At 48.0% G+C, this 13,734-nt stretch carries 12 protein-coding genes; all 12 read right to left on the bottom strand.

The features are described 5' to 3' along the window. Positions 1 to 384, bottom strand: a complete 384-nt coding sequence (acpS, locus tag KVT36_RS13780; protein ID WP_217604087.1) for a holo-ACP synthase — start codon at positions 382 to 384, stop codon at positions 1 to 3. After that, positions 381 to 2,051, bottom strand: a complete 1,671-nt coding sequence (locus KVT36_RS13775) for a C45 family peptidase (RefSeq protein WP_217604086.1) — start codon at positions 2,049 to 2,051, stop codon at positions 381 to 383. The genes acpS and KVT36_RS13775 overlap by 4 nt, the downstream gene beginning before the upstream one ends. Positions 2,052 to 2,054: 3 nt before the next feature. After that, complete coding sequence (locus KVT36_RS13770; RefSeq protein ID WP_217604085.1) at positions 2,055 to 3,578, bottom strand: NAD(P)/FAD-dependent oxidoreductase; 1,524 nt, start codon at positions 3,576 to 3,578, stop codon at positions 2,055 to 2,057. A gap of 52 nt (positions 3,579 to 3,630) precedes the next feature. Next, positions 3,631 to 7,479 (bottom strand): trifunctional MMPL family transporter/lysophospholipid acyltransferase/class I SAM-dependent methyltransferase, encoded by a 3,849-nt coding sequence (locus tag KVT36_RS13765; protein ID WP_217604084.1) that lies wholly within the window; start codon positions 7,477 to 7,479, stop codon positions 3,631 to 3,633. Then, on the bottom strand, positions 7,472 to 8,638 hold the full coding sequence (locus KVT36_RS13760; protein WP_217604083.1) for a DUF2062 domain-containing protein: 1,167 nt from the start codon (positions 8,636 to 8,638) through the stop codon (positions 7,472 to 7,474). Before KVT36_RS13760 ends, KVT36_RS13765 begins: the two co-directional genes overlap by 8 nt. After that, the gene (locus tag KVT36_RS13755) at positions 8,635 to 9,009 is read right to left on the bottom strand and encodes a 3-hydroxyacyl-ACP dehydratase (RefSeq protein ID WP_217604082.1); all 375 of its coding nucleotides are present in this window, start codon (positions 9,007 to 9,009) and stop codon (positions 8,635 to 8,637) included. The genes KVT36_RS13760 and KVT36_RS13755 overlap by 4 nt, the downstream gene beginning before the upstream one ends. Beyond that, complete coding sequence (locus KVT36_RS13750) at positions 9,009 to 9,737, bottom strand: hypothetical protein (protein ID WP_217604081.1); 729 nt, start codon at positions 9,735 to 9,737, stop codon at positions 9,009 to 9,011. The genes KVT36_RS13755 and KVT36_RS13750 overlap by 1 nt, the downstream gene beginning before the upstream one ends. Next, positions 9,715 to 10,317 carry an outer membrane lipoprotein carrier protein LolA gene (locus KVT36_RS13745; RefSeq protein ID WP_254639989.1) on the bottom strand — a complete coding sequence of 201 codons (603 nt, stop codon included), beginning with the start codon at positions 10,315 to 10,317 and terminating at the stop codon, positions 9,715 to 9,717. The genes KVT36_RS13750 and KVT36_RS13745 overlap by 23 nt, the downstream gene beginning before the upstream one ends. Positions 10,318 to 10,339: 22 nt before the next feature. Beyond that, positions 10,340 to 11,113, bottom strand: coding sequence for a polysaccharide deacetylase family protein (locus KVT36_RS13740; RefSeq protein ID WP_217604079.1), 774 nt, complete (start codon positions 11,111 to 11,113; stop codon positions 10,340 to 10,342). 5 nt (positions 11,114 to 11,118) lie between these two features. Further along, on the bottom strand, positions 11,119 to 12,177 hold the full coding sequence (locus tag KVT36_RS13735) for a beta-ketoacyl synthase N-terminal-like domain-containing protein (protein WP_254639988.1): 1,059 nt from the start codon (positions 12,175 to 12,177) through the stop codon (positions 11,119 to 11,121). 84 nt (positions 12,178 to 12,261) lie between these two features. Next, entirely contained in the window at positions 12,262 to 13,461 is a 1,200-nt protein-coding gene (locus tag KVT36_RS13730; protein ID WP_217604078.1) for a beta-ketoacyl synthase, read from the bottom strand. Then, positions 13,458 to 13,721 (bottom strand): phosphopantetheine-binding protein, encoded by a 264-nt coding sequence (locus tag KVT36_RS13725; RefSeq protein ID WP_089913940.1) that lies wholly within the window; start codon positions 13,719 to 13,721, stop codon positions 13,458 to 13,460. The genes KVT36_RS13730 and KVT36_RS13725 overlap by 4 nt, the downstream gene beginning before the upstream one ends. Positions 13,722 to 13,734: the final 13 nt, after the last annotated feature.

Raw genomic sequence — 13,734 nt, 5'->3', positions numbered from 1 at the left:
CTATACTTCTATAATAACCATGGCCACTGCGGCAGTTTTAATATGCGACAGCGACAGGTGGATCTTTTGAATATTTAATTGCGCGTAATGGGCTGCTGCCTCCCCTAACAGGAACAATTCCGGTTTGCCCAATACCGTATTCCGCACTTCTATCTGGTTAAAATTGATGGCCCCATGGCCCCAGCCAGTGCCCATGGCTTTGAGGAATGCTTCCTTGGCGGCAAAACGGGCGGCATAACTTTCAGCCGCAGCTGAACCGGCCTGCTGCTCACAATAGGCTATTTCATGCGGCGTAAATACCAGGTCCAGGAAACCCTTTCCCTTGGCTATTTTAGCCGCTATACGATCTACTTCAACGATATCTGTACCAATGCCATAGATCATGGATGCTCACATTTTTCCAGCTGTTTCCGTATATGCATTTCCTCTCCTTTGGTGGCGATCACTTTTGTTAAGGCTGTCTGGTAATATTGTTTGGCTGCAGCGTATTGTTTGCGTTTGAATGCATAATCGCCCGCCAGCACGTAGGTATGATAAAACTCCGGGTTGGAGGCTACCAGCTGCTGCAAATTCACTTCCTTACCATCCATGATCTCCGACTTCAGGTGACGGAAAGTAAGAAAATTCTGGTAATCCCTGGTTTGCAGGAAAGGATCGGCAGGAATGGTTAACGCACTGTCATACACTTCATGATTAGCCTGTAACCCATGCATACCAAAGATCTTGTTCAGGTCATATGCTACAAACTTACCCAACTGCCAGGGTGCTGTGGATACCCATACCAGCCGTTTTTGCGGTTCAAATACAATGGCATGGTGAGCTATCAGCTGGTTCACTGCTTTTTCATTGCCCATGCCTATGTTCTGATTATGCAGGCCGTTACGGTCGCGCAGAATGTTCACGGTTTTCTGTACGGTATTAGGCCCGCTCTCCTGCAGCAGCTCTGATAAACGCTCATACCGGTATTCGCTGGCGCTTTCTTTCATCCACTGCACGTTAGAGGTCAGCTTGCGCATGGTATCGCCCTGGAAGTGGTTAGTGCAGGTAATAAAGTTGCTATGCGGGTCATACATGTCCATGCCATCCGGTGTTTTTTCGATGATGGCAGCGCGGTCATCGGCTGCAGACCCTATCAGGAAAGATTCCGATACAAACATTTTATGCCGTTTTGCAATGGCCCATGCTTCCTGTATGTTGCTGGCATATTGTAATATCTCTCTTGCTACCAGCGATACAGGGGTGGCGGAGCCGGTAGGGATTTCGCTTTTATCTGCATTAATAGTTACGGTTAACCCCTGTGCATTCATGCCGGAAGCCGCGCCGGTAAAGCCGCCCCAGGTTACGATCATAAAGGGAAAACCTTTATCCGGATGGTAAAAGGCCACTATTTTATCTTCTGCAAATTTATCGCCTACAAAAAAATCAAAGTTGCGGCCTATGATCAGGCTACTGTCGGCAGAGCGGCCATCCCAGGTGGCAAAAGAGGTACAGCCTACCAGCATCATGTTCTGCAGGGCATGCCCAATATCATGCGCAGCATGGTAGTTCAGGATACGCTCATAGTTGCTGCCAATGAAATCATACTTATCAGATGCGGAAAAAGAAATGCCGTAGATCTCTTCCTTGTTTTCTTCTGCAATATTCTTTGCCAGGTTGCGGTTAAACCAGCCCACAAAGTATTTCAGGAAATGCAGGTAAGATTGGGAGGGAATCATTTTCTTGATCTGGTCCACGAAATTATCCTCCTGCCTTTTCACTAATTCTGCCGATAATTTGCCGTAGATAACACCTCGCTCAAAGGGTTTGCCCTCAATATACATTTCGTACAAACCGCTGTTGCTTTTGCGGAACCAGTTATTGCCAATGGTGTAACAGGAGGTATCAATTTGTTTGCGTTGCAGCTGTAATGCGCTCTTATCCGCTATTTGCGGCGGGTCAATATGTGATACGCTTACCACATAGATCACCAGAATAAGTATAAGTAACAGGAAGGCCCCTGTTATGTACAATAATATCCGTCCCAGTTTTCTCCAACCGCTTCTCTTTTTCATTAGTTATGGTATATATGATGGATCATTTTTGTTGATCTGTTCCAGCAGCCAATCCAGCCCCAGGATCTCTCCGCAGGTCATTACGGCACTGATAGTAACCCCCAGGATCCCATGCAGGTTTAAATTCTGGCCGGTAAGATACAAATTGGTTAGCTTGGTACGCTGTGTGATCATGGTTTTTAACGCATCTTTATAATCTTTCTGCACCCCGTACAGGCTGCCATCCGCTGTGCCCAGGTAGTCCCGGAACGATAATGGCGTAGCTGCATAACAGGTAGCAATGCTGTTGCGCAGCCCGGGGAATTTCTGCTCTACCACATCCAGCAGCCGCTCCGACTTTTCCCGTTTAAATGTTTCATAATCATCGCCCCGGTGCTGTTCCTGCGAGGTTGTATTAAAAGTATGCTGCCAGCGCGCCACCTCATCATAACGCATATACGTTAATATGGAAAGGCTGTCTGTATAAGGCATGTGACGGGAGCTGGCGGCCGCAAACAGGCTATAGGTAAGCGGCCAGGTATCTGCTGTATAATCAATGCCTTCCCAGGCATCATCTGTCTGATGATAGTAGTAATTATAATTCAGGTAGGGAAATGTGTTAGGCTTTAGCACAATGTTCAGCACAAAAGGTGCAATGGCATTTTCCAGGGTATTGATACGGGCACGGTATGCGCCCCGTATCAGGTCGCTTTCCGTCATAGCCATGGTTTGCGAAGGATGCAGGTTGGAGATGAAATAATTGGCTTTTACCTGCTGCCCGTTCACCAGTGTAATATGATCTACCTTGTTCCCCTCCCCTACGATCTGCTGCACCATAGTATCCCGGTAAATTTTTCCGCCATTTTCCAGGATAGCCCGGGCCAGCCACTTACCTATCTGGGAGCCGCCATCCACACATTTCCAGGAATCTTCAATATAGCTGTTCACTACCAGCGCGTGTACGTAAAAAGGCGTTTTATCGCGCACACCGGCGTATAACATATTATTGCCAGCCAGCACATTCTGCAGGCGTTCATTACTGGTTAGCTGTTTCAAAAAAGTGCTGCAATCAATATTCATTACCTCCTGCTTTTCGGCAAAGCTGCCAGTGCGCAGGTTGTACAGGGGAAAACGGCGGCATACATCCTGCATAGCATGGCAGTAATCCTGTAACGCCTTTCTTTCGCCGGGAAACTCCTTTAACAGCTGCGCTATAAAATTATCATACCCCTGGGCTATACGGTACTCGGTAGGGTCGCCATTAAAAGCAATACGGTCAAAGCCATCCATATCCAGGCGTTGCAGCTTCAGCTTATCCATAATGCCCAGGTAGCGGAAGATCTTTTCCAGGTTACGCCCTTCTCCCAAAGCGCCAATATAATGCACACCGGAATCAAAGATCACCTTATTACGAACATAGGTTTGCAGGCAACCGCCTATTTGTTTATTCTTTTCAAATACGGCTACGCGATACCCGTTGCGGCTTAATAAAGCGCCGCAAACCAGGCCTCCCAGGCCGCTACCGATTATGGCTACATCATAACTCATAGTCTAAGGATGCTGAATGCTAAATGCTGCATTGAGCTTTTTGCTTTTTGCTTTAAGCTTTCTGCTTAATAACAAAAATCACATTTGACGTGTACTTTGTATTGTCTATCTGCTCCAAACTGGCTCCCATTTTCTCTATCAATTGTTTCAAATGCTGTCCGGAAAAAAAGGACAGCTGCTGTTTTGTTTTATTAAATCCCAACAAACGCGTACTAAAAAATTCTGTAAGGCGGGTACCCTCATGCCTTTTGCTCATATCCGCATCGCCGTCCCGCACAATGATCACCCCACCGGGCGCCAGCTGCTGTAAGCAGCGGTGCAGCAGCTGCTCCTGCTCCTGTGGCTGCAGGTAATGCAATACATCACTAATGATAAAGGCATCATGCTGCCCAAAAGTATAGCTCACCACATCTGCACATTCAAAATTCACCTTATCATTTTTCAGGTAGCAGTGGTTAGCGGTGGTTATCTTATCCTCATCATAATCCACGCCGGTAACAGTGCGCTCTGCAGACAGGAAGTGCAGCATATAGCTCATAAACCCGTATCCACAGCCAATATCCAGTATACGGCCCTTTTCCGGCACCAGGCTGTGAAACAGGGTATAGTTATTTTCCATGCGGGTTTTAATACGCATGTACCATTCCAGCACCGGGCCTTTATAAATATAGCTGTAAATAAGCTGCTCACGGAAATAGGCAGGCGTTTCCACACTGCTTCGTAGCGCTTCATACTGCTGCTTAAAGTAGCGGCTAATGCTTTTGGTGCGTGCGGCATAACCTTCGCCCCAGCTCTTATCCTCCTGTGTAATACGGGGCAGGTACTGCGCTGTAAGCACCCCGTTCTTTAACAGGAAATCGCTCTTACTCATCGTATAGGCGGTACCGTGTATCAGCACAGGCAATACATCCAGTCCCAATTGTTCTGCCAAATAAAATGCGCCTTTATGAAGACGCCTGATCACCGGGTCAGGTGAGCGGGTGCCTTCCGGGTACACAACAATGGAATACCCTTGTTCTACCAACCCGCGCAGCCTGTCTACACTGGCTTCCGCACCTTCTGCCACAGGATAATATTCTGCCAGCCGCACTACTGCGCCAAATACCGGTGAGCGCCATACCCATTCATTGGTAAGCAGGATCACCTTGGGATTCAACGCAATAGAAATTAATATATCCAGGAACGACTGGTGATTGCTGATAATAACGGCCGGCTTTTCCAGCTGCTCATTCAGGGGATTGATAACGCGTTTTTTTACGTTGCCCATAATGTGCAGCTGCGACCAGGTAAACCATGACAGGAATACATGATACAGGTACTTACCCTTTTGCTTGTTAAAAGGGTTCAGGCGGATCAGGATATAACCTACAGTGGTTAGCAACAAGCTGCCCAGCGTAAAATAGGTGAATGCAAATACAGAAATGCACCAGCCGCTCAGGGTCCACGGCGCCCACCCACGGCGGGTGCGCTTGGCAATAAGCCAGTTGAACAGCAGCGGTATCATTACCTGCGATATCAGCACCACGCAGCCAATACCGATCATAGAGATCAATGCAATGGAACGCAGGGATGGATGTTTTGCAAAGATCAGCACCCCCAGCCCTAAGATGGTGGTAATGGCAGATAAAAAGATGGAAGAACGGAAAGAGGAGAGCTGCTCCTTACCGGTACGGTATTGCTGTAACAAGCCGTCCATGGTAAAGATGCTGTAATCATCCCCCAAACCAAAAATAAAGGTGCTGAGAATAATGTTCACAATATTGAAACGGATGCCAAACATGCCCATAATACCCAGTATCCAGATCCAGCTGATGAGCATGGGAATAAAGGTGATGAGCGCCAGCTCTATACGGCCATAAGAGATGAGCAGGGCAAAAAATACCAGCAGGGAGGTCATCCAGGCAATGCTGTTAAACTCATTGCGGATCACCTCTACCAGGCGGTTGGCGGCATATTGCTTATCCAGCACCGTAGTATTTTGCTGTGCGGCTAATGCTTTATACACGGCCTGCTTTTGACCCAGGTTCACTTTGAGCAGGGTAACCAGCGATACACGGTCCGGCTTTACTGTAATATAATCACCCAGGGAGCTGTTGCGCAGCGCTTCCTGGTCTGCGGTTGTCATGGCCGTAAAGTCCTGCTGCAGCCATTGTGCAAAGGGGTCAAAAGCAGTGGCTTTAAAACCTACTGCAGGCCCCTGCTGCTGCAGGTAAGTGATCAGCTGTTGTTTTTTCTGCGGAGTCCAGTATAACTGCCAGCGTTGTAAACGCGCCTGCTGTTCCTGTTGCGATAACAATAAGCTGCCTACACCGGCATACCTTTTCACAATGCCCTGCTGCTGCAGCTGCTGCACCACCGGCAGCATACGCTCATTGGCCTGCAGGGCTTCTTCCAGCGTACGTCCTTCTGTTACCACGTATACAGATTGTGCGGCATACGCGCTCAGGCTGTTCAGCTTTGTTTCAGCGGCTTTCAGCTCCGGCGTCATGAAGTTCATGCGCATCATATCACTTTCAAAACCTACTTTGCCGGCTGTGAAGCAGAAGATAACAGTGAGCAGCAGAATGCCGAACACCAGGTATTTATTTTTTTCCGGGCGGTAGGCGGCCAGCTTATCCAACCAGGTATGTGATTGCGCCGCAACCGGCTGTTTGATTAAGATCCAGTGTGGTAAAAAGATCAGGGAGAACAAAGCCGCACCTACTAAGCTCAATGCTGCAAACAAACCTACATCCTTTAACATAGGTGATTCAACAAACTGCAAACACAGGAACCCGCCAATGGTGGTAAAGCTGCCAATGGTCATGGGTGTAGCCAGGTCGCGGATAGTTTCACGGATATTGACCAGGTGGCGGTAATGGTTAAATACGTGCAGCGAGTAGTTCACTGCAATACCCAATACCACGGCGCCTGCGCCCAGCGCTATAACAGATAACTTTCCTTTGATCAGGTAAATACAGGCTAGTGAGAACAATGCGCCAAAAACTACGGGCAGCATCACTAATACCGGCGCTCTTTTTTTCCGGAAGAATAAGGCAATAAGCACTATGAGCAGCACCACGCCAATGCCTTGTGTAAGCATGGTATCCATGCGCAGCTGGTGGGCGTTGCCTTCTGATACAGCGGTGGCGCCAAAATAAGAGGCTGCTGTAAAAGCGTGCGCTGGCTGCATTTCAGCCAGCTTAGCCTGCAATAATTTTAAGAACACGGCATTTTTACCAGTAGCGCTGGGCGGGTAAGCGGGCGTAAGGAACAGCAGCAGGTGCCGGTGATCTCTTGTTACAATAAACCCATCATACAGCTCATACTGATCATCTATTTGCAGCTGCTGCAGTTTTTTAACTCCCTGCCATGACATGCCCACCGGATCGGCCTGGATCATTTTCTTCAGCACTAATCCTGCAGGTGATATTAAGGTCTGGTAATTATGTTCCAGTGTTTGGTGCAGCCGTTCCGGTTGTATAAGCGAGTCAATAGTACCGTAATCTTTTTCATCCAGGAACACCGGCAGGTGCTGCTGGATGGTAGCCATCAAACCCAGTATGGCAGTATCTTCTATCTTAGCCTGTACCTGTTTAACGTATGGGTTTAGTACAGTATCTTCCTTTATGGCTACTTCAAGATCAGCGGCAAATGTTGTAAGGCTATCCGGCTCCGTAGCCGCTGCGGTATCTTTCTGCGATACCATTACCACCAGCTTATCTGCAAACCGGGAATCATTAAATACCTGCTGCAGCTTGTTCAGCGTTTTATCCTGGGGCAATATTTTTGTAATATCCTCTTCCAGCTGAATGCGGGATGCAAAATAGCCGGTGAGCGCAAAAGCGGCCACCACGCTGATCCACAGCCACACTTTGCGGGTTGCATAAAAATTATAGATATGTACAAAAAAGCTACCCATGTTTCTGCTTTCTGAATATAGCCAGCAACACATAGGTTACTAACCCGAATGTTACCCCGGCTGCCACGGCCAGCGTTACACTGCCATATATATATTGTAGTATGTTCTGCTTTACTGCCTCCTGGCTCAGGTGCTTACTGAATATTACGAACGTAGCATCGTTCCCTATCCATATACGGCCTACCATCAGGCTCAGGAACACAATAACCGGTATCAGGGGCGGTATGCTGATATTGGCCGCAATAAGCACCAATGCTTTATTGAGCTTAAAAAGAGTAGCCAGCAATAATGCAACTAACATCTGGAAACCCCAAATGGGCACAATACCCATAAAGATGCCCAACCCTATTGACAATGCTTTTTTACCGTTTGATTCACCGGGATTCAGCAACACCTCTTTCCACAACCAGCGCCAGCTTTCCTTTTTGAACAGGAAGCGGATAAAGTCGCGCGGTTTAATGTACAGGAAAGTAATGAGCACCAGCACCGTGTTTAACACGCTGATGCGGGAAAAATCCTGGAAGGGGCGGAAATGTGATACCCGCTCTTCTGCCGGTGGATAATATACCTGCACCGGCACCCAGTCTATTTTAATACCCCTCCATGCACTACGTACCAGCACCTCTACCTCAAACTCATAACGGGTGCACCAGAACGGGATAGGCGATATTAAGTTTAAAGGATACAGGCGGTAGCCGGACTGGGTATCTGCAGCCTTCATGCCTGTTTCCACGTAAAACCAGAAGTTGGAAAATTTATTGGCAAAAGAGTTTTTGCCGGGCATATTCTCCTGGTGCAGGTTACGTGCACCAATGAGTATAGCGTTCTTTTCTGTTTGCAGCTTATCCAGGAACACCTGCAGGTCGGAGGCAAAGTGCTGCCCGTCCGCATCTATTGTGATCACATATTCATATCCCTGCTGCAGAGCATATTTAAATCCCCGGCGCAGGGCAATACCTTTACCACGGTTACGCGTATACGCTACACGCTGTACAGTGGGGAACTGGTCCAGTATTTCAGTAGTAGTATCTGTACTGCCATCATTCACCACAATTACGTGTTGTGTATAGGATAACACATCCTTCAATACCTGCCCCAGAGAGGAGGCGTTATTGTAGGTGGGAATAAGGACAGCGATATGAGGTGCAATACTTGTCAATTCGTAATTAGACTAAACGTTCCCTGAAATTTCATAAAAATGCTGCTGTCACTTTTAATAACAGCATTCACTTTTACGATATTATTTTCCTGCAAAGTGTATTGCAGGGTAACCGTTACCTGTGGTTGCACTACCGGGTTAATCATCACCAGGAACTTCATGCTGGTGGCCTTTTGCAGCAATACTTTGTTTTGCAGGCCCTTTTCCAGCAGCTCCTGGATGGTTTGCATCATGCACACGCCCGGCACTACCGGCTGACCGGGAAAGTGTCCTTCAAATACAGGATGCGCGGCATTCAGCGCCAGTAAAGCCATAAATGACGACGCTGTTTGCTCCGATTGTACAATGTTATAAAAACTTCCTTCCAGCATTATTTTTGTACGCGTTGTAATGAAATATTGAACTTAAAATTCTGGTGTTGTATTAAAATAGTATCCGGTACGCCCTGCTCATAATGCCGCATCCATACTTTAACCACCGGTTTCCGTTTGGATGATTTTTCTATGCGCTCCAGCCGGGTGCAGGCCGTATCCGTTATGTAATAGTTGTTGCCTTTGGCGGTTGGAACAGCGATGTAATGATACCCGCTATCCTGCAGCACCGTGGCCTTTTCCAAACCTGCCCGCAGCAGCACTAATTCAAAATCGTTCCGCAGGGTTTTTACGATCACCTTTTTATCCATTTTCGGCAGCATGTAATGTTTTACAAAACCACTGTCTTTCGTGAACTCAAAGTCAAAGAATTTAAATCCCATTTCATTGGCAAACACCACACGCAGGCTGCTATCCGGCATTTTTTTGAAGAACAGCAAACCGCTCAGGTGATGCTTCAGCACATCTACCTGTGTGCTGTACAGCGTATTGGTGAACTGCGGCTGAAACTGCCGTATGCAATTCACATCACCATTGCTGCGCTGCAGGCCGCGGTAAACGGAAGTGCAGGAGCTGAATAACAATACGCAAACCAGCAAAAAACCTGTACTCCAGCTAAAAGACAGCCCTTCTTTCAGCGTGCCTTTCTGCCGTAAAACCGGCCAACCTTTCACAGCCCTGATCCTTCTCCCGGAGCTGCTTTCATTATTTAACTGTAAATACTGCATCCGGGATATTTACATTCATTTGTTTATGCAAAAAGCTAATGATGGTATTATCCCCGCCGGCTTCCTGCATTTCAATAGACGACACAGAATAATCCTTTTTATCCACCAGCAGCTCAATAGTTTTGAAATACTGTTGCAGCGCTTTGGATACCGGTGTCATCTCCAACCGGTAGTACTGCGCATTTTCCAGCACTTTAGTGGTAAAGTCCGGGTTGTTGAACACATTACCCTGCACACAATCCACCGTAATGCGGTTGATCTGCTCAAACAGCTTATTCCCTTTGGTGCTTACCTTGTTCTGCTTTTGACCGTCTTTGGTAAAAATATCCTTACCGTTCATTACCATCAGGTAATAGGATGGCTGCTGGTATTCCATACGCACCTTATTCTCTTTACGGAACCAGAACTTTCCTTTGGAAACAATCTTATCAGACAGCATGCTCAGGTTTTTCTCCTGCACAAAATCGGCCTGTATGGATTGCGTGTTTTGCGATGCCTTTGCAAACTGCTGTTTAAAGGCAGCCGCATCTGCTACGGGTTTAAAACCGCCTGTTTGTGCATATATATGTAGCACGCTCATACAACAAACCAATAACATCCATCTACGCATAAGCAGGTTTATTTAACAGTTTATCAATCCTTTCTATAGTATACCCATTGCTGTGCAAATAGGCGATCAGCGCCGGTAATACCTGTACTGTTACTGCAGCACTGTCATGCAGCAAAATAATGCTGCCGGGCTGCAATTTACTGGTAATACGTTCCAGCAAGGGCCCTTCTTCCTTTATCACCGTGTCTAAAGAGCGGATGTTCCAGCCTAATGCAAAGTAACCGCCTTTACGGACTGCTTTGCTCAGATTAGGATTGGTAACCCCGTACGGCGGACGAAAAAAAAGCGGCCGCTGACCGGTTACCTGCTGCACATTTGTATCTGTTTGCTGCAGCTCTTCCAGCATACGGCCCGCACCGAACAGGTCGAACCAGAAATGATGGGAGTAGCTGTGGTTGCCTACCAGGTGTCCTTCTTCGTACACCCGTTTCAGCAAGCCTTCATTACCGGGTATGTTTTTACCAATGCAAAAAAAAGCAGCCGGTACTTTATGCGCCTGTAATATGTCCAGCACCTGCGGGGTAAACTGCGGCAGCGGGCCATCATCAAAAGTTAAGGCCACTACCTTCTGCTGTGTAGGCACCTGGCAGGTAACCGGCATGTAAAAACCAGCCCTTACATCCATAGATCCCCATACTAACAGTGACACATATACGAATAACAGCATTACAAAAACCCACCAGGCTACCGGCTGCCACAGGTTGTGCAGGCACAAAAGCCCTGCGAGCAACAGAAAGGTGATGATATTTGTAATGCGGTATAACAAGTTATTTATGCTTTTTCTAACAATATCAGCGCATGATGAGTGCCCTGGTACTGGTTATAAATTAAGATCCTGTTTAGTTGTTGCGGCGCTGTACCACTATATAATATGCCAGCAGGTGCTTGCTGCTGTTGTATGATCTGTGCGCCCATCCACATGGCAAATGCGCTGGCAGTAGGATACTCGCCGCATAAATGTTTAAACGCCGCAGCAGCCGTTTGCGGGAACAGGGTTTGCGTAAGCTGCGTGTAAGCGGCATCTTCTCCTGCATTCCCATTGCGGCCGGTGATCAGCAGGTCAATATCAGCTGTACTTAACCGGTGCGTGGCTAAAAAGCCCTGTATGGCGCTGCTTACCTCCTGTTGGGAGGCTGGTTTATACAAGGTATCCAGTCCGGTTAATTTTACCGCTCCTTTTGTTGTACCCAGTACAAAAAAGGCAGCGCCTTCACCGGCAATAGTACCTTTTGTAGTGCTTTGCAGCAGCGCGGTATTACGCACCGGCTCCTGCTTGTATAATCCGAAACGGGATAAAATAGTGTGGCTGTGATCCGTGATCTCATCCACCCCGCCTATTAAGATCTGCTGTTCCGTTTTTTCCCGCAGCAACATAATGCTATCCAGCAGCGCACTTTCAAAAGAAAAACCTTTATGTACAAAAGTGCTGTTGTAGGCGTGGCAGCCCAGCAGCAGCGCTATTTGCCCGCTTACGGTATTGTGGGTGGATTGTATGAATGGGGTGGGCGATAATGCGCTCTCCTGTCTCTGGATCATCCTGGTCAGGAAAACGCCGGTATCAGCCAGGCAGCCATAAGCGGTGCCGGTAATAATAGCATCCGGCATTTCAATACCTGCATGCTGCAAGCTTAATTTGGCCGCTCCTATTCCCATTTTAACCACGCGGCCCATACGGCGCATAGTGTTTGCATCCGGTATCCACTGTTTATAATCCGGGTCCAGCACTTTCAGGCGGTTGCCTTCATATTCCCGGATCTCTGCCAGGAACGGGCCTTCCGCCGCAGTTTGCTGCGGTGATACACAACCCATACCCTGGATGTAAATATTCATGCTTGCTTCTAATTAATAATTAAGAATGAAGAATTAATAATCATGGCGGCAATAGCCCACACATGATATACTTTCTTCACTGTGTTATTCCTTTGAAAATACCAGGCTGGAACAGTTACCGGCAAACCCAAAGGAATTAGACATTACATGCGACAATTTATTACCGCTGGAAAAAACCGTTGCCGGCGCTACCGGCCACTCCTTCATGGGTGTGGCAAAACGTGCATTCGGGTAAATAATGCCCTGCTGCACTGCCAGTGCGGAAAACACAGCTTCTATGCCGCCGCTGGCCCCCAGCGTATGCCCGGTAAATGATTTGGTAGAGCTAACAGCCGGATAGTCTGGTGCAAACAAACGTTCAATGGCTTTGCCTTCAGAAGAATCGTTATTCTGCGTACCGGTACCATGCAGATTAATGTAGGCAATATCCTTGGGCTGCAGTCCGCTCATATCCAGCGCACCTTTCATTGCCAGGTAATTACCAATACCATCCGGCGAGGAAGCAGTCTGGTGATATGCATCGCTGGTATTGGCATAACCGCTTAAGCGGCACCAGGGTGCATTGGGCAGGCGTTTACGCATCACATCACTTACCAGCACCACGTAACCCGCACCCTCACCCAGGTTCAGGCCGGTACGGGTATCATCGAACGGCCGGCAGGGCTGCTGATCCAATATCATGAGGGTGTTAAAACCATTCAGGGTAAAACGTGTAAGCGCATCCGTGCCACCGGCTATTACAATATCTACAATATTGTTGCGGATAAGGCGTGCGCCATACATCAATGCATTGGCGCCGGATGAACAGGCGGTGCTGATGGTTGCTACCTGGTGGCGGATGCCCATGGCATCTGCTACCAGCTCTGTAACGCTGCCGCATTCATGATGCAGCACCTGCTGCAGGCGCCCTTTGTCCGGGTGCTGCAGGTAATCAGCAAAAAAATCTTCTGTTTTATCCATGCCGCCAACGGTGTTGGCGGATATAAAACCTATACGGTATTGTAACAGATCGCCCAGGCCGGTGCTGTCCCAGGCCTCCTGTGCAGCTATTTTGCTCAGCAGAGCTGTTCTGCTGATGTGTGCAGGCATGCCTGCCTGCGCAGCCAGCGTAGCATTATCAGCCTTTACTTCGGCTACCGGGAATACGCCACGATGGATGGTATGCAGGTACTGCACCTCCTCCATACCTGGCTGCATGCGGCTGAAAGCCTCCACGCAGGCGGGCAGGGTAGCGCCTATACCGCAAATAACGCCGCCACCGGCTATCCATACCGGCTCACTCATCCCGGCTGTTTTTGCTGCGCAGTAATGTATGTTGCCATGGTGCGCACAGACTGGAATATTTCAGGACCCTGTTCCGGGTTAGCAATGCGGATACCATAGTGCTGCTGTAACAATACGATCAGCTCCAGCGCATCAATAGAATCCAGGCCCAGGCCTTCTTTAAACAAAGGCTGATCGTTCCCGATATCTTCTGGTTTTACTTCCTGCAGGTTAAGCTGCTCAATGATCTGCGCTTTCAGATCCGCCATCAATTTTTCCATATAAAAAACACAA

It is taken from the genome of Chitinophaga sp. GbtcB8 (assembly GCF_019091455.1).
In the GTDB taxonomy this organism is placed as follows: domain Bacteria; phylum Bacteroidota; class Bacteroidia; order Chitinophagales; family Chitinophagaceae; genus Chitinophaga.
The sequence above is the reverse complement of the archived record's forward strand: the minus strand, read 5'-3'. Positions and strand labels throughout refer to the sequence as shown.

Excerpts from the sequence above, each read along its gene's own strand:
- acpS (WP_217604087.1), bottom strand. The coding sequence starts at position 384 with ATGATCTATGGCATTGGTACAGATATCGTTGAAGTAGATCGTATAGCG.
- KVT36_RS13775 (WP_217604086.1), bottom strand. The coding sequence starts at position 2,051 with ATGAAAAAGAGAAGCGGTTGGAGAAAACTGGGACGGATATTATTGTAC.
- KVT36_RS13770 (WP_217604085.1), bottom strand. The coding sequence starts at position 3,578 with ATGAGTTATGATGTAGCCATAATCGGTAGCGGCCTGGGAGGCCTGGTT.
- KVT36_RS13765 (WP_217604084.1), bottom strand. The coding sequence starts at position 7,479 with ATGGGTAGCTTTTTTGTACATATCTATAATTTTTATGCAACCCGCAAA.
- KVT36_RS13755 (WP_217604082.1), bottom strand. The coding sequence starts at position 9,009 with ATGCTGGAAGGAAGTTTTTATAACATTGTACAATCGGAGCAAACAGCG.
- KVT36_RS13750 (WP_217604081.1), bottom strand. The coding sequence starts at position 9,737 with ATGCAGTATTTACAGTTAAATAATGAAAGCAGCTCCGGGAGAAGGATC.
- KVT36_RS13745 (WP_254639989.1), bottom strand. The coding sequence starts at position 10,317 with ATGAGCGTGCTACATATATATGCACAAACAGGCGGTTTTAAACCCGTA.
- KVT36_RS13735 (WP_254639988.1), bottom strand. The coding sequence starts at position 12,177 with ATGAATATTTACATCCAGGGTATGGGTTGTGTATCACCGCAGCAAACT.
- KVT36_RS13730 (WP_217604078.1), bottom strand. The coding sequence starts at position 13,461 with ATGAGTGAGCCGGTATGGATAGCCGGTGGCGGCGTTATTTGCGGTATA.
- KVT36_RS13725 (WP_089913940.1), bottom strand. The coding sequence starts at position 13,721 with ATGGAAAAATTGATGGCGGATCTGAAAGCGCAGATCATTGAGCAGCTT.